At 33.0% G+C, this 17,296-nt stretch carries 10 protein-coding genes; 4 read left to right on the forward strand and 6 right to left on the reverse strand.

What is annotated here, in order from left to right; all coding sequences use genetic code 11:
* Positions 1-33: 33 nt before the first annotated feature.
* The gene (mfd, locus tag C8C83_RS08070) at positions 34-3,399 is read right to left on the reverse strand and encodes a transcription-repair coupling factor (RefSeq protein ID WP_121327646.1); all 3,366 of its coding nucleotides are present in this window, start codon (positions 3,397-3,399) and stop codon (positions 34-36) included.
* Complete coding sequence (locus C8C83_RS08075) at positions 3,392-4,024, reverse strand: hypothetical protein (protein WP_121327648.1); 633 nt, start codon at positions 4,022-4,024, stop codon at positions 3,392-3,394. Before C8C83_RS08075 ends, mfd begins: the two co-directional genes overlap by 8 nt.
* A 647-nt stretch (positions 4,025-4,671) precedes the next feature.
* On the opposite strand from C8C83_RS08075, the gene C8C83_RS08080 reads away from it, so the two are divergent.
* A complete protein-coding gene (locus C8C83_RS08080; RefSeq protein WP_121327649.1) occupies positions 4,672-5,610 on the forward strand; it encodes an L-threonine 3-dehydrogenase in 939 nt (312 codons plus the stop codon).
* A 188-nt stretch (positions 5,611-5,798) separates the two neighbouring features.
* Positions 5,799-6,995 carry a DUF418 domain-containing protein gene (locus tag C8C83_RS08085; RefSeq protein WP_121327651.1) on the forward strand — a complete coding sequence of 399 codons (1,197 nt, stop codon included), beginning with the start codon at positions 5,799-5,801 and terminating at the stop codon, positions 6,993-6,995.
* Positions 6,996-7,071: 76 nt separating this feature from the next.
* Here C8C83_RS08085 and C8C83_RS08090 read toward each other — a convergent pair whose 3' ends face one another.
* The gene (locus tag C8C83_RS08090; protein WP_121327653.1) at positions 7,072-8,952 is read right to left on the reverse strand and encodes a M1 family metallopeptidase; all 1,881 of its coding nucleotides are present in this window, start codon (positions 8,950-8,952) and stop codon (positions 7,072-7,074) included.
* Between the two features lie 63 nt (positions 8,953-9,015).
* Positions 9,016-10,647 carry a S8 family peptidase gene (locus tag C8C83_RS08095; protein ID WP_121327655.1) on the reverse strand — a complete coding sequence of 544 codons (1,632 nt, stop codon included), beginning with the start codon at positions 10,645-10,647 and terminating at the stop codon, positions 9,016-9,018.
* A gap of 282 nt (positions 10,648-10,929) precedes the next feature.
* Between C8C83_RS08095 and C8C83_RS08100 the strand changes: the two genes are divergently transcribed.
* A complete protein-coding gene (locus tag C8C83_RS08100) occupies positions 10,930-14,355 on the forward strand; it encodes a T9SS type A sorting domain-containing protein (RefSeq protein WP_132011717.1) in 3,426 nt (1,141 codons plus the stop codon).
* Positions 14,356-14,357: 2 nt separating this feature from the next.
* Positions 14,358-15,053 carry a hypothetical protein gene (locus C8C83_RS08105; protein ID WP_121327661.1) on the forward strand — a complete coding sequence of 232 codons (696 nt, stop codon included), beginning with the start codon at positions 14,358-14,360 and terminating at the stop codon, positions 15,051-15,053.
* 82 nt (positions 15,054-15,135) lie between these two features.
* Here C8C83_RS08105 and C8C83_RS08110 read toward each other — a convergent pair whose 3' ends face one another.
* Entirely contained in the window at positions 15,136-15,993 is an 858-nt protein-coding gene (locus tag C8C83_RS08110) for an MBL fold metallo-hydrolase (RefSeq protein WP_121327663.1), read from the reverse strand.
* Between the two features lie 209 nt (positions 15,994-16,202).
* Positions 16,203-17,129, reverse strand: a complete 927-nt coding sequence (locus C8C83_RS08115) for a hypothetical protein (protein WP_121327665.1) — start codon at positions 17,127-17,129, stop codon at positions 16,203-16,205.
* Positions 17,130-17,296 lie beyond the last annotated feature (167 nt).

Genomic DNA, 17,296 nt, shown 5'->3' on the forward strand with positions numbered 1-17,296 from the left:
GTAAATTCGTGAAATTCGTGGCAACTTTTTCTTTTACTCTCCCAACATTTCCATTAATTCCAAAGCTCGTTTGGTTGATTTTACATTGTCGAAAGTCAATAAAAGTCGTAAACCGTTTGGCGTTTGTTTTTCTTTCATTGTACAAAGATTACTGTGCGTTTGCACAAACTTTATCATCTTATGAAAACGCTTCGATTGATAATAATCTGATTGTTGATCTGAAACGAAATAACCAATCATTTTACCTTTTTTCATCACCAGTTTTTCAATACCAACGGCTGTCGCAATCCATTTGATGCGAATACTATTCATCAAAGCATTAGCACGCGGAGGCATTGGACCAAAACGGTCAATTAATTTATTTTGGAAAATAACTAATTCGGCTTCATTTTTCACGCCACCCAATTCGTTATATAAACTCAAACGCTCGGTGACATTATTAATATATTCATCAGAAAACAGCAACTCAAAATCAGTATCGATTTGTAGATCTTTTACATATTCTTTAGTTTCAATATCGTTTTCTTCAGGATATAAATCTTTGAATTCGTTTTCTTTTAATTCCTCAATGGCTTCGTTCATGATTTTTTGGTACGTATCAAAACCAATTTCATTAATGAAACCACTTTGTTCACCACCTAATAAATCTCCTGCACCACGAATTTCAAGATCTTTCATAGCAATGTTGAAACCGCTTCCTAATTCGCTAAATTGTTCCAAAGCCTGAATACGTTTTCTCGCATCTTCGGTCATTGATGAATACGGCGGACAGATGAAATAACAGAATGCTTTTTTGTTGCTTCGCCCTACTCGACCACGCATTTGATGCAAATCTGACAATCCGAAATTATTGGCATTATTGATGAAAATCGTGTTGGCATTTGGAACGTCAAGACCACTTTCGATAATTGTGGTTGCAACCAAAACATCAAAATCTCCGTTCATGAAACCTAACATCAATTCCTCGAGTTTGGCACCTTCCATTTGTCCATGACCAATTCCGACTCTTGCATTTGGAACCAAACGCTGAATCATTCCGGCAACTTCTTTTATATTTTCAATTCTGTTATTGATAAAGAAAACTTGTCCGTTACGTTGAATTTCATACGAAATCGCGTCCCGAATTACTTCTTCACTAAAACCAACAACGTTTGTTTCTATTGGATAACGATTTGGCGGAGGCGTTGTAATTACCGATAAATCTCTTGCCGCCATTAACGAAAACTGAAGCGTTCTCGGGATTGGCGTTGCTGTTAATGTCAACGTGTCGACATTTGCCGCAATCGTCTTCAATTTATCTTTTACGTTAACTCCAAACTTTTGTTCTTCGTCGACAATCAACAAACCAAGGTCTTTAAAAACTACATTTTTGTTGACTAACTGATGCGTTCCAATTACGATATCTAATTTCCCTTCGGCTAGATCTTTTAGGGTTTGTGCTTTTTGTTTTGCGGTTCTGAATCGGTTTAAATAACCAATTGAAACCGGCATATCTTTTAGTCTTTCGGTGAAAGTTCTGTAATGTTGGTACGCCAAAATCGTTGTCGGAACCAAAACGGCAACTTGTTTGCTATTATCGACAGCTTTAAAAGCAGCACGAATGGCAACTTCCGTTTTTCCGAAACCTACGTCGCCACAAACCAATCGATCCATTGGGCGATCGCTTTCCATGTCGGCTTTTACTTCTTGCGTTGATTTAGTTTGATCCGGCGTATCTTCATAAATAAACGAGCTTTCTAATTCGTTTTGTAAATAACTGTCCGGCGCAAACTGAAAACCTTTTTCTAAACGACGTTTTGCATACAACTGAATCAAGTTGAAAGCAATATGTTTGACGCGCGCTTTGGTTTTTTGTTTTAAAATTTTCCAGGCATTCGATCCTAACTTATAAATCTTCGGCGGCGTTCCGTCTTTTCCGTTGTATTTCGAGATTTTATGAAGCGAATGGATACTTACATAAACAATATCATTATCAGCATAAACAAGTTTTATAGCTTCCTGCGTTTTTCCTTCGACCTGAATTTTCTGTAATCCGCCAAACTTTCCAATTCCGTGATCAATGTGCGTTACATAATCTCCAACCGAAAGTGAGGTTAATTCTTTTAGCGTAATATTCTGTTTTTTAGAATAACCGTTTTTGATATTGAATTTGTGATAACGTTCAAAAATCTGGTGATCTGTATACGCCGTAATCTGATTTTCCTCGTCAATAAAACCTTGGTACAAAGGCAATACAACGGTATGATATTGCTTGCGAATATTCTCTGAATTGGCTTCGTCTAAAGTTTCAAAAATATCATGAAAACGTTTTGCCTGAGTTTCATTCGAACAGAACAAATAATTCTTGTATCCGTTAAAATGATTATCGCTTAAATTATTCAATAACAAATCAAATTGTTTGTTGAAAGATGGCTGCGGCTGAATATGAAATTCGAATGTTTTAGTGATTTTAAAAATTGGTTTTGAAGCCAATTCTACAATCGAAAAATCCAAAGCACGTTTTATAAACGAAGCTTGATTTAAGAATAATTGCTCCGGTTCTGCGTGTTTTATCTCTTTCGAAAGTTTTTCAAAAGCTTCTTCGGCTCTTGCAAATTGTTTGTCTAACTGACTAAAAAGTCCGTCTGTATTTTGAATAAAAAGAACTGTTTTTTCGGCAATATAATCTAAAAAGCTTTCTCGGTTTTCCTGAAATATCTTGTTTTCAACATTCGGGATTATGGTGATTTTTTTATGAGTTTCTACAGATAACTGCGTTTCTACATCAAAACTTCTGATGCTATCTACTTCGTTTCCAAAAAACTCAATTCTATACGGATGATCGTTTGAAAAAGAGAATACATCGACAATTCCTCCACGAACCGAAAACTCGCCGGGTTCTGTAATAAAATCGACTCTTTTGAATTCATATTCAAACAAAACTTCGTTGATAAAATCGATCGAAATTTTATCATTCAAAGCGACTTTCAAGGTGTTTTTGTCTAATTGCTGACGCGTCACTACTTTCTCAAAAAGAGCTTCAGGATAGGTAACAATTATAGCCGGTTTTTTTCGGGAATTAATTCGGTTTAAAACCTCAGCACGAAGCAAAACATTGGCATTATCAGTTTCATCAACTTGGTACGGACGACGAAATGATGCAGGATAAAATAAAACATCCTGTTCGCCAATCATTTGTTCCAGATCGTTCAAATAATAAGCGGCTTCTTCTTTATTGTCTAAAACAACTAGAAAAGGCAACTCGGTTTTTTTGAAAACAGAACGAATCACAAATGAAACTGCAGATCCTAACAATCCGTTAAGATGCATTTTTATTTGATTCTGTTCTACTAATTGTGTGGCAATCTGCTCATTTTTTGGCAGATTATCATACATGGTATATAAGGCGTTTTTAGTCAACTGTTGGTAACTTTTTATTTACATTTTGCACCGGAGGAGCAACCGGAACTATATTCGAATTTGGAATAGCGCGCGTTGTATCTAACATTCTCAAGAAATCTTCTTCTCCTTCTTCTTTTGGAATTTTACTTTTTACAACAACCTGATCCATTTGTCTTTCTAATGAAACCAGTTCTTTATTAATATCTCCAATCAGAAACGTCACTTTCTTATCCGGAATTGTACTCAGATTAATAAATAAATCCATCATTTTGACTTTAGTAATCAAAATTGAAATTCGGCTTTTTATCTGAGGAACATTAAATTCAGCCGGAATATTGTTGTTTAAAGCAAATGCTTTTTTTGAAATTGCAGCTGATTTTTTCTGAAAAGCTCCGATCGTTTTTCTTGGTTTATCGCCAATTTCCTTTAGAAAATCACGCCATTCAGTCCACGAACTCATCTTTTGTTCTGCAACCTCATTGATGGGTTCATCAATAAATGTCCAGGCTTTATTTATATTATTAAAAATGATTTCGTTTTTCTTTGCTTCTTTTTCATTTTCAGCTCGACGTCTTTCATCTTGATTTTGACATGAATTCAGCACAAAAATTAAAAGCAGAAAAAGAGATATTTTATATTTCATTTGTAAAACATTAAGCTACAAAGTTACAAAGTAATTTTACAATTACGAATTCTGTTTTTTGCTAAAGATTATATAAATCTGGCGTGCTTTTTTGGCCCACGGATTTTGCGGATTAAACGGATTAACGCAGATTATTTTTTCAAACTCTACTTGGGGAATTTTACCGCAAAGTGCGCAAAGGTTTTTTGTTTTGGATTATGGTTAGTAATCGCAAAGTTCGCAAAGCTTTGTGTTGATTTAGCTTTGTATGCTTTGTGGTAAAAAAATCTGTCTGAACATAAAATAAATCTTTACATAAAAATTTAACCGCAAAGCACGCAAAGTTTTTTTTATATGTTATGGCTTTATACAAACGCAAAGTTCGCAAAGCTTTATCTGGATATAGCTTTGCGAACTTTGCGTTTAATATGCGTAATCCTAAGCAAAAAAACTTTGCGCACTTTGCGGTAAAAAACTATCCGCATTAATCCGTTTAATCCGCTAAATCTGTGGCTAAATTCATCTTTAAATTAAGTCCTGAAATAATACTCTCACAGAGAATAATCTAAAAAACAAACTTCATCCTTATTAAATTTATAATTTGTTTTTCTAAAAAGTAAAAATATTTGCGAAAACGTTATATTTGCGTCTCTAAAAACTATTCAAAAATGAATCCAAAAATATTGATCATTGGCGCTTGCGGTCAAATTGGGACTGAACTGACTCAAAAATTACGTAAGTTATACGGAACAGAAAATGTAATTGCTTCTGATATTCGAAAATTAAATACTGATGTTGTTAATTCAGGTCCTTTTGAAGTGGTGAATGCCTTAGATTTCAATCAAATTGAACATCTTGTCGAAGTGCATAAAATTACAGATATTTATTTGATGGCGGCACTTTTATCGGCTACAGCTGAGAAGAATCCTGCTTTTGCATGGGATTTAAATATGAATTCATTATTTCACGTTTTGAATTTGGCTAAAGCCAAAAAAATACAGAAGATATTCTGGCCTTCAAGTATTGCGGTTTTTGGACCAACTACTCCAAAAGAAAATACGCCTCAATATACCGTTATGGAACCTTCAACGGTTTACGGAATCAGTAAACAAGCCGGTGAAAGATGGTGTGAATATTACCATAATATTTATGGCGTTGATGTTCGAAGCATCCGTTATCCTGGTTTAATAAGCTGGTCAACTCCTCCTGGTGGCGGAACTACAGATTATGCTGTTGATATTTTCTATAAGGCTATTGCCGATAAAAAATACGAGTGCTTTTTATCATCAGAGACAAAAATGCCAATGATGTATATGGATGATGCCATCGATGCAACAATCAATATTATGAAAGCTCCGGCTGAAGAAATCAAAATACATTCTTCATACAATTTAGCCGCAATGAGTTTTACTCCAACTGAAATTGCTAACGAAATTAAAAAACATATTCCTGAATTTACAATTACTTATGAGCCTGATTTCCGTCAGAAAATTGCGGATAGCTGGCCGGCAAGTATTGACGATACAGAAGCTAGAAAAGATTGGGGTTGGAAACATACTTTTGATCTTGAAACTATGACAAAAGATATGTTGGAACATTTGGGATAACCAAAATTCGTCATTGATTTCAAGCGTGTTATTTTAAAAGAGATACTTTTAAAATAACACGCTTTTTTTGTGAAATATATTTTTAGACAAAACAGATCGCTTCAAAATTTTCTTACTTTTGAAGCTATTAGAATAATTTCAAATTTATCTAAAATCATCAATCAAATCACAACAAAAACGTTAATCAAATGACAAATTCTCATCATCCCGTCGAACAAAGCAAAAGAACTGCTATTGTCGACATTCTTAGAGGCTGGGCTCTCTTGGGCGTTGCAATTGGTAATTATGGAGATTTTCTTCATATTGGATTACAAACAAAAATTAAAACCGATACTGTTTCTAATATTCTTCAAGTTTTTAATCAAATCTTTTTTGCAGCAAAATCCTGGACATTATTAACGCTGCTATTTGGCTTTGGTTTTGCCATTTTAATCAATAACGTAGCGAGCAAAGGCAAACATCCTGTTTTGTTTTTTTCCTGGAGAATGATATTACTTTTTGTACTAGCTTTTATTGATTCTTCTTTTTGGCTAGGTGACATCTTAAAAGATTATGCTTTTCTTGGACTTTTGTTGTTACTTTTTTATAAAATTCCAACAAAGACATTAGCTATAATCTGTTCAGTTCTTTTCCTGAGTATTCCATTTTGGGCGGCTTACGTAAGCCAGATTAATATAGTTCATCCTGAGATCACAACTAATCCTGAATACTTAAAACTATACCACTCCGGAAATTGGATAGATTTTTTCAGATTTAACTTATTAGCTTCTTATTATGAACAAATAATTATTCCGGGATATTTAATTACGGCACATATTGTAATGTTTACGTGTATGCTTTTTGGATTTTTACTTCAAAGAATAGCATTTTTTAATCGCTTAAACGAAATGAAAAAATTACTAAAATATGTACTTTATATAAGTTTAAGCTGTGCCATAATCATCGCTTTAATTTTTATTTTGGGTGAAAAAAACAAAGCCACATTTCTCGAATATTTTGTTCCTGCATATTGGGTGATTTTAAGTACAATGATTTTCATTGCCAGCGGAATCTGTTTGTTTTACATCAACAACAAACTAAAAACAATATTCAAATATTTTAGTGCTGCAGGAAAAATGACGCTAACTAATTATATTGTTCAAAATATATTAGCAGCATTTATTTTCTCCGGAATTGGTTTAGGAATAGGAAATTCGATGCCATATTGGTTTTACTTTTCTTTAGCTATTTTCATTTTCATCATTCAATTATTTATAAGCAAATGGTGGTTGTCAAAATACAATTATGGCCCGATTGAATGGTTGTGGAGATCTGCCAGCTATCGAGAATGGTTTCCGTTTAAAAAAGTACAATCTAACCTCATTACGGAAGTAAAAACAATATAATTCGATTTTAGATAAATTTGAAAAAAGAAAAGCCCTTAAAATATTTTAAGGGCTTTTTCATTAAAGTTTATTTTGATTATTTTACTTCATAAACATTATTTGCAGCTTTTACATCAGCCATTAATCCGCTTGGATCAATCGTGATTTTTTTAATCGCCGTTTTGCTTTTATCAATTGTAAAACTGTAGTTTGATTGTGCCCAAGCCCAATCTTCCAGAACTGTTCTTTTTACGTTTGGATTTGGATTTGGTTTAATATAATTCATCATTCTTAACGGAATATAAAAACTCTCAGATGTTCCGTCTGTATATTCTACGGTTAAATCTATTGGCATTGGCATTCTTCCAATTCTTTCTAAACTTACCGTTGTTTTTCCACCATTATCTGCAACATCTTTGATACCGTAATCGATTGTATTTAAAGTTTCTGCCCAATCAACTAAATACCAATCTAACTCAGCTCCGGAAACTCTTTCAGCTGTTCTTTTGATATCGTTTGGAGTTGGATGTTTGAATTTAAAATCGTTGAAATATCTTTTTAAAGTTGCATCTACATTCTCTTTTCCTATTACATATTCTAATTGCGACAAAAAGATACTTCCTTTTACATAAGAGGAAATACTGTAAGGTCTGTTCTCATCATAACGATCACCGTGAGTAGTTTGTGGCTGCTCTTTTCCGGAATTTACTAAGTTATAATACGCTGTATAATTTCCTTTAAACGGATTTTCTACTTTTTTATCTCCTTTTAATTCATTCAAAGCCATGTCTTCGATGTAAGTTGTAAAACCTTCGTCCATCCAAGGGTGTTTTGATTCATTTGAAGCTAAAATATGCTGAAACCAAGAATGTCCCATTTCGTGTGTTGCGGTTCCCAAAATACCTTCAAGAGTTCCGTTTCCAAGCATTAAAGTACACATTGCATACTCCATTCCACCGTCTCCACCTTGAATAAATGAATATTGTTTGTATGGATATGCACCAACTTTATGATTGTAAAAATCCATTACTTTAACCATCAAAGGCTCTAACTTTTTCCAGTTTTCAGTAGTTTTTGGATTGTTTTTATAGAAATAATGTAATTCAACATCATTTGGTCCTTTTACAATATCATGTGTATATTCTTTGTCTGCAGCCCAAGTAAAATCGTGAACATTTGGCGCAATAAAATGCCATGTTAATGTTTTTGTTTTCTTTGGATAAACAACCGTTACACCAGCATCTTCATATCCGTGACCAATTTGATTTTTGTCTTGCAAATATCCTGAACCTCCAATTGTATAGTCTTTATCAATTGTAATTTTTACATCAAAATTACCCCAAACACCGTGAAATTCTCTCGCAATATATGGATCTGCATGCCAGCCTTCAAAATCAAATTCGGCTAATTTAGGATACCATTGTGACATTGAAAGTTCAACTCCTTCAGAATTATTACGTCCTGAACGACGAATTTGAACCGGAACTTGTCCGTCAAAATCTAGCGTAAATGTCGCTTGTGAATTAGGCAAAATTGGCTTAGCCAAAGTAACTTCCAGAATAGTTCCTGAAACTCTGGTTTGCGCCGTTACGCCATCTTGTTTAAGATTTGTGATTTTTAGATATCCAATTTCATTTGGTTTCAAAGTTTCAATTCTACTTTGTTTAACCTCTTTACCATCGGCACCTTTTACTTTACTTACCATTCTTCCATCAGGATCTTTTATAGAATGCAAACGTGCATCCATTTCGCTTCCTGGCTGAAATGCATTTGGATATAAATGATAAAAAACTTTTCTTAAGGTATCAGGCGAATTATTGGTATAAACCAATTCCTGTTTCCCTTTGTACTGATAGTTTTTTACATCCATCGAAACTTCCATTTTGTAATCGACATGTTGTTGCCAATATGGAGCATTTTGCGCAGATAAAGAGTTTAAACCCAAACTCAAAAAAGATAGTAGTATAATTTTTCGCATGATTGTTTTAATAAAAATGGAAGAGTTGCCACTCTTCCATTAGATTAGTATTCTATTTTGTTTTTATTTCTTTGACATTTTTTCTGCCATCAATAAAGCATTATAGGCATTAACCATTTTAGCTGATTTCGAAGATTCAACTGACGAAACCGGAACTGGTTTTTGAGTTGGATTTGGATTTTTACCCAAAACTACCATTGAAGGAAGCGCAACTCCGGATTCCATTAAAATCTGTTTTACCTGAGAAGCTTTTAATTTTGGATAATAAGAACGAATCAAAGCCGCTACTCCTGCAGCATTTGGTGCTGCCATTGAAGTTCCTTGTAAATATTTGTATTTATCGTTTGGAACCGTTGCGTAGATTTCTTCTCCTGGTGCAAAAACGTCAACATTTATTTTTCCGAAGTTTGAGAATGAAGCTACTACATTTTCGCCATATTCTTTATTGATTGCTCCAATTGTAATTACATTATCAGCAAATTCTTTAATATTGTCTTCAGAATCATTTGGGTAATTGATGTTTTTAGTTTCGTCGATATTATAACCGTCATTACCAGCTGCGTGAACAATTAAAACATCTTTTTTAGCAGCATATTTTATCGCATCATAAACCCATTGTTTGTGCGGAGAAAAACTTTTTCCAAAACTTCCGTTGATTACTTTTGCTCCATTATCTACTGCATAACGAATCGCCAAAGCAATATCTTTATCGTACTCATCTCCATCAGGAACTGCTCTTACTGTAAGGATTTCAACATTGTTAGAAACTCCGTCTCCTCCAAGATTATTACCGCGAATTTGTGCAATGATTCCGGCAACGTGAGTTCCGTGAAGCGCTTTTTCTTTATCCGGACCAAAAACTATATTATTACCATAATGATTGTTTTTAATGTCTTCCGGATTATCGCCTACAACTTTTCTTCCATCATACTCTTTGTTCAGATTATAATTGAATTGATCGTAAACTTGCTCTCTGTACTCTTCAAAATCAGCTTCAGGATTAAAAGTTGGTCCTGCATTACCAAAAACCTGAGTCATGATATCTTTACTTCTCAAAACTTTTGGATCTGTTGAAGTAATCTTGCTTAAATCCTCTAATTTATAATCTGTTTTATTTAACTCCTTTTTAATAGTATTATGAACATCTATTAAAAAATCAACTTGTTGTTTGTCTTCTTGAAGCTCGCTTATTTTTTCGTCATATTGTGCCAAAGCTGCTTTGTATTGAGCAGATCCATCGTCGCCTTTTTTAACGATACGAGTTAATTCAAGATTTTCATGAACAGCATTTCCAAGAAAATTCCATCCGTGAACGTCATCAATAAATCCATTTTTATCATCATCGATTCCGTTACCAGGAATTTCTTTTGGATTTGTCCAGATCATTCCCTGTAAGTCCGGATGCTCAATATCAACACCTGAATCTACTATACCTACAATTACTTTTTTACCTGTTTTTCCTTGTAATAATTCGGCGTAAGCCCTATCAACACTCATTCCCGGAATTGAATCTTTGATTAAATCAAGATGACTCCATCTTTTTAGTTCGTTTTCGCTAACTGGTGCTTTTTTTACAATTGCCAAAGGTGCCGTAATTGGAACTTTAGGCGCTGAATTTTGTGCTTGTACGCTTGCACTACCAGCTAAAGCAAGTAATACCCAAGCTGATAAAGTAAAGGGTTTTATAGAACTCATGTATCTGTATATTATTATAAAGTTAAAAGATGGGTCTAAATTATGATTTTTTGTTACAAAAAACTAACGATTAACAATGCCTTATGAATTTTGATATTTTCTTAAGTATTGTCTAAGGTCAATTAAACCGCTTAAATCATGTTTTTTTAATCAATTTATCTATAAATATACTGTTTTCATTTTTATGGAAATTTAAAGAGAAATAAATTCCAGTACGCTTTCCCGTAAGGAAACGACAATTGAATTACCTACTATTGCCCGACTGAATTATAAACCCTCTCTATGAAAACAAAACTACTCTTGTTGCTGTTATTAGCAAATTTTTCAATTTTTGCACAAACCAACTTAGTTCCAAATGGGAGCTTCGAAAACTGGTCTTCGTCATCACATCCTGATAGTTGGTATGGTTATCTTAGTGGTTATGTTTCTCAAAGCGCAACTGCCCAAAATGGCGCATCAAGTACCAATATGATGGTTGCCAGCGGTACATTTAACTACATAAATAGCGACTATTTTGCGGTAGAAGCTGGTAAAAAGTATCGTGTAACGATGTATCACAAAGTCGTAAAAGGTACATTTTCTTCAATTGATTTTAGCGTTTACCACAAACCCGGAACATTCAAGGAAGAGATAGTCAAAAAATCAGACGTTACTTTCTCAACTACTGAATGGAGAAAAGTTGAATTTGAATATACCTCAACTGCTTCTGAAAATATTGAAGTAGATATCTGGACTAACGGATCTCTTGATTCTGAAATTTTGGTTGATAATGTCTCTGTTGTAGATGTTGCCGAAACTCCTGCACAATACACAATGATTCCTGATGCAAATTTTGAGAAAAAACTGATCGACTTAGGAATTGATTCTGGCGCTATTGATGGTAAAATATTAACATCAAAAATCAATACTTTAACATCTTTGGATATATCATATAGCTCAATTAGTGACTTAACCGGAATCGAAGATTTTAGTGCTTTGTACTCATTATATTGCAATAACAACAATTTGACGACTCTTGATCTTTCAAAAAATTTATTATTATTAAACATTGACTCTAGTTATAATCAACTCACAAGCGTAAATATCAATAAAAATGCAAGTAACCTTAATCTTGCTTCTAATAAGCTGGAAAATGTAGACTTTTCACAAAATCCTTCTTTATACTCCTTAGATTTAAATAGAAATTTATTGGCAAATTTAGATGTTTCGCAAAATCAGAACTTACAATTTTTAAAAGTAAATAATAATAAATTAGCGACCATAAATCTTTCAAAAAACACATTATTGAATTACATTACCTGTTCAGGAAATAAATTAAGTTCTATAGATGTTTCAAATAATACTTCTTTAGAAATTTTATGGATCGAAACTAATTTACTTACTACATTAGATTTGTCTAAAAACACAAAACTGAGATTTGTGTATTGTTCCTCTAATCAATTAACAAGCCTCAAAACTCCTGCTGGAGCCACTTTAAATAATTTAAACTGTGCTTACAACAAATTGACAAGTTTAGATCTTTCTGCCAACACTGGTTTAACTAAAGTTGAATTTCAATCAAATTTAATAGAAACTGTAAATGTAGCAGCTAGTATCAATTTAGATTATTTTAATGGCAGTTATAATCAGCTTAAAACTTTAGATGTTTCTAAAAATGTTAATTTGACTTATTTTAATTGTAACGGAAACAAATTATTAAGTGATTTAAACTTAAAAAATGGAAATAATACCAAAATAAAAAGTACTGATTTATCTATTCGAGAAACTCCAAGTTTATACTGTTTAGTTGTAGATGACGTTGCATATTCGACTACAAATTGGACATCAAATATTGATCCTTATACAATTTTTACTGATACGCCATGTGCTCCGGCAAAATACACTCTTATTCCAGATATTAATTTCGAAAAATCCCTAATAACAAAGGGTATTGATGCCGTAGAAGATGGTAAAGTATTGACTAGCAAAATTGCTATTGTCAAAGTTTTAGATTTGAGCGATTATTATACCAATCTAAAAATCGAAGACCTAACAGGAATTGCAGATTTTACAGCACTTGAAGAATTAACATTACCTTCTTCTAATAGTGGTGCTCTAAAAACAATTGACATCTCTCACAATTTAGCTTTAAGAAAACTAATCTCTTCTCAAACTAAATTAGAAACTCTGGACGTTTCTAACAATTTAGCTTTAACTGAATTAAATATTTATAGAAATAATTTAACAACACTTAATGTATCAAAAAACTTAGAATTAACTAAGCTTGATTGCTCTCTAAACAGATTAACAAGCTTGGATGTTACGGCAAACAAAAAACTTAAGAGTTTAGCGTGTTCAGCATCTAATGAAGAAGGTAATTATAGTCCACGACAAGGTTTATTAACAAGTTTAGATCTTTCTCAAAATCTTGACTTAGAAGTTTTAAATTGCAGTTCAAACGATAAACTTGTTGGATTAGATGTATCTAAAAACGTAAAGTTAACTTCTATTAATGTTAGTAATAACAATCTAACATCTATTGATTTTTCTGCCAACAAACTTTTAAAAAATATTTCTTGCGAATCGAATCAAATAACAAGTCTGGATCTTTCTAAATATCCTGCTTTAGAAACATTACAATGCTCTTTTAATCAGTTAACAACATTGGATGTATCACAAAAACCAGGGTTAACTTTTTTAATATGCGAATCTAATCAACTAACAAGCTTAGATGTCTCAAAAAACCCTGCATTAGAGCGTTTATACTGTAGCGGTAATAAAATCGCTAGTTTAGACATATCTGCCAATCCAAAGATGAAGCAACTGTTATGCGGCAGCAATAATATGACCAAATTAAATTTAAAAAATGGCAACAATACAAAGTTTGAGATTGATTATAACAGTATTTTTTCAAACAATCCAAATTTAACTTGCATACTTGTTGATGATGTTGATTATTCTAATAAAACATGGGCCACTTATAAAGATGCAACAGCAAGTTATAATACAGAATGTAGCTTTAGTTTACCTTCTAAAAACTTTGCTGTAGAAACAAAAGGTGAATCTTGCGTTGGAGAAAATAATGGGGAAATTACTATAACTGCAAGTGCCGAATTCCCATATGTTGCAAGCATAAACGGAAAAGCTACCACTTTTACAAACAATAGTCTAAAAATTAGCAATCTGGCACCGGGAACTTACACAGTTATTATAACAATTCCGGGAGAAGTATATGAGCAAACTTTCATACTGACAATTGCAAAAGCGGTTACTATTACCGGAAAATCAAGCATAACCTCTAAAACAATTGATGTTGAAATTACACAAGGAACTGCACCATTTACAGTTTTTGTTGATGGAAATAAACAATTTCAGACAAATGATGCGGCTTTTTCTCTAAGTGTTGATAAAAACGCTTTAGTAACAGTAGCAACTGCAAAAGCTTGTGAAGGCGTTTTTGCCAAAAAAGTTTCTGTTTCAGATTTTGAATCACAAATTTTATCGGCATATCCAAATCCAACTTCTGGAAGTTTTGAAATTGAAATTCCAACAAATAAAACAGAAGTTAAAATAGAGTTGTACAATTTTGGAGGACAATTAATTTCCGGTAAAACTTATACTATCGAAAATGGAAAAGCATTATTAAACCTAGAAAATCAAGCTTCAGGAATTTATGCTGTCAAAGTCTATTTAGAAACTCCGGAATATCTTAAAATTATAAAAAAATAAAAATGAAGAAGTTTATATACCTTTCAATTATTGGATTTTCGCTTGTTTCTTGCGGTGGCGGGAGCGATGATTCTGCAACGCCAGAAGTTGTGAATGTTGCGCCTACAGTGCCTGCTTTAACAGCTCCGATTGATAACAAATTATGCGTAGATAATACTGTTGGTTTTCAATGGAATGCTTCTACCGATGCTAACAAAGATGTTATTACCTACCAAATTCAGGTAGCAAAAGATAATGCCTTTACTCAAATTATAAAAACAAATGAAGTTACAACGAATAGTTCTTCGATAAGTCTGGACAAAAACACACCTTATTACTGGAGAGTAAAAGCTACAGACAGCAAAGGATTATCAAGTTCTTATTCGCCTACTTACAAGCTTTATACTACAGGCGAAGCTGTTGTAAATCATTTACCATTTTCACCAGAATTAGTACAACCGGCGATTAATTCTCTTTTGAATACTGCAACCGCAACTTTAAAATGGAACGCTACAGATGTTGATGCTACGGATGTTCTTACATATGATGTATATTTTGGAACTACAAATCCACCAACGATAAAAGTTAGCGAAAACACAAGTGCAACTTCATTTGATGTAACGCTTAATGCTTCAAAAGAATACTTCTGGAAAGTTGTAGTAAAAGATAATAAAGGTGGAGAAACTGTAGGTCAGGTTTGGAAGTTCAAAACCAACTAAAATTAAGTTAGAATTTAATTGTTAATGCTAAAAATCCCATTCGCCTCGGTGAATGGGATTTTTTTATGATTTAAAGTTCTTTTTAAAGAACCTCTTCGCACGTAAATACTTCTTTTAACCGAACGCCTTTCTCCGTATGTTCAACCGTTATAATCTGATTGTGTGCATCGTGTTCAAGGAACAAATAATAATTATTGTCCGCTGCTGCATTTAGAAATTTAGATTTTTCAGGCATTGTCAATAAAGGTCTTGTATCGTAACCCATAACATATGGCAAAGGAATATGTCCGGCTGTCGCCAACAAATCGGCACAAAAAACGATGGTTTTATCCTGATATTTAATATGTGGAATCATCTGTTTTTCAGTATGACCGTCGACATAATAAATTCCGAAATTCAATTCTTCAGAAAAGCCAAAATCAGCTTCAGGACGATTTATAAAATTCAATTGTCCGCTTTCCTGCATTGGTAAAATATTCTCTGATAAAAAAGAAGCTTTTTCACGAGCGTTCGGTTTTGTTGCCCATTCCCAATGGTTCTCGTTACTCCAGTATTTAGCATTTTTAAAAGCTGGTTCGTATCCCGTTTTATCTGAATTCCATTGTACACTTCCACCACAATGGTCAAAATGAAGATGCGTCATAAAAACGTCTGTAATATCATCTCGGTGAAAACCATATTTAGCTAATGATTTATCAATAGAATGCGATCCCCAAAGTGAATAATATCCAAAGAACTTCTCCGATTGTTTATCTCCCATTCCGGTATCAATCAAAATCAGGCGATTTCCATCTTCAATAAGCAAACAACGAGCGGCAATATCAATTAAATTATTAGCATCGGCAGGATTGCTTTTGTTCCAGATTGTTTTGGGCACAACTCCAAACATTGCACCTCCGTCTAACTTAAAATTTCCGGATTCTATAGGATAAAGTTTCATAAGCGTAATTTTCTAATAAGAAAACAAAGCTAGGAAAACCAATCTCTTTATGCTAACTGCGGATGTTAAATTGCCCACGGGTTTTACAGATTTAGCCGATTGACACAGATTTTTTTTAGTTGAAACTTATACTTTCAACGCCTTGATAATAAATAAAACACGGCGAAAACCCGTTAAATCAGTTTAATCCGCGGGCTAAAAAATTATTTTTATTCTAAAGTAATAGAAGCACTTCCCATTATTTCTTGCTTGTCGAAGAAGTTGACAAAGTAGGTTCCTTTAACAAAATGATTATCTCCTGAATCTAAAATTCCATAGACATTTGCGGGTTTTCCCTGAAAATCTACTGAAACAATAAAACTATAAACTAAGGCTTTATCGTTTCCGAATTCTATCAATTTATTCTCGCCCAAAACTGTATTATTTTGATCCAGAACCTGAACGTAAAATAATCTCTTTCCAGTTTTTGCAACTGAATTTCCATTGATAGCAAAACTAACTTTTAACTTCTTTGCACTTTTTGCTTTATCAGTTTCTAGTTCCTTACCAGATTTTTTTTCGCGAAGCGCAACCACTTTAAAACTATTCAAGGATAATCTCGAAGCATCTTTTAAGGTTGATTCTAGCTTTCTTTGTTTCGAAATCAAAGTATCATTTTCAGCTTTTTGCTGATACATAACAACATTTTGGCTTTCGATTTCAGTTAACAAACTTTTATTCTGAGATTTTAAATTCTTAACTTCTATTCCTTTCGATACTAATGAAGCATTCATATCTGAAAGTTGTTTTCTATAAATATATATTTGTTCCACCGAAGGATTTTTAGAAACCTTAATGATTTCCATCAAATTTTCAATGTTCTTTCTTTCCGTTTCTAATTGTTGCGATAATGCCGTTTTCTCAAGTATAGCCTGATCATAAGCCAACTTTAAATTCGTCAAAGAATCTAAAATGTTTTTTTGTGCAAGAGCTTCCTGACTCAATTTTAAATTTTCCTGACTACTTGATTCGGCTTTACTTTTCTCAACAATTTCATTTGACTCTTTACTAAAAATAAAGACTGTAGCACCTATTCCAAAAACAAAAAACACCGCTAAAAGTACTTTTAACCACTTATCTTTGTACTGTTTTTTCATAATTACTCACAATTTTTTGCAAAAATACCAATATTTTATCACCCGAAACAGGTATAAATACGGTTTTTTAACTTTAGAAAAAAGAAACCCTTTTTAGTTAAGCATTAAACATTCAAATCTTATTTCTCTTGATAATTCATCAAAATAAGTTCTATCTATTTTAACAT

Origin of the sequence: Flavobacterium sp. 90, from assembly GCF_004339525.1 — a bacterium.
Taxonomy (GTDB): domain Bacteria; phylum Bacteroidota; class Bacteroidia; order Flavobacteriales; family Flavobacteriaceae; genus Flavobacterium.

What these genes read in the sequence shown, in the direction of transcription:
- C8C83_RS08115 (WP_121327665.1), bottom strand. Translation starts at nt 17,129, where the DNA reads ATGAAAAAACAGTACAAAGATAAGTGGTTAAAAGTACTTTTAGCGGTG.
- C8C83_RS08105 (WP_121327661.1), top strand. Translation starts at nt 14,358, where the DNA reads ATGAAGAAGTTTATATACCTTTCAATTATTGGATTTTCGCTTGTTTCT.
- C8C83_RS08075 (WP_121327648.1), bottom strand. Translation starts at nt 4,024, where the DNA reads ATGAAATATAAAATATCTCTTTTTCTGCTTTTAATTTTTGTGCTGAAT.
- C8C83_RS08090 (WP_121327653.1), bottom strand. Translation starts at nt 8,952, where the DNA reads ATGCGAAAAATTATACTACTATCTTTTTTGAGTTTGGGTTTAAACTCT.
- C8C83_RS08095 (WP_121327655.1), bottom strand. Translation starts at nt 10,647, where the DNA reads ATGAGTTCTATAAAACCCTTTACTTTATCAGCTTGGGTATTACTTGCT.
- C8C83_RS08080 (WP_121327649.1), top strand. Translation starts at nt 4,672, where the DNA reads ATGAATCCAAAAATATTGATCATTGGCGCTTGCGGTCAAATTGGGACT.
- C8C83_RS08100 (WP_132011717.1), top strand. Translation starts at nt 10,930, where the DNA reads ATGAAAACAAAACTACTCTTGTTGCTGTTATTAGCAAATTTTTCAATT.
- C8C83_RS08110 (WP_121327663.1), bottom strand. Translation starts at nt 15,993, where the DNA reads ATGAAACTTTATCCTATAGAATCCGGAAATTTTAAGTTAGACGGAGGT.
- C8C83_RS08085 (WP_121327651.1), top strand. Translation starts at nt 5,799, where the DNA reads ATGACAAATTCTCATCATCCCGTCGAACAAAGCAAAAGAACTGCTATT.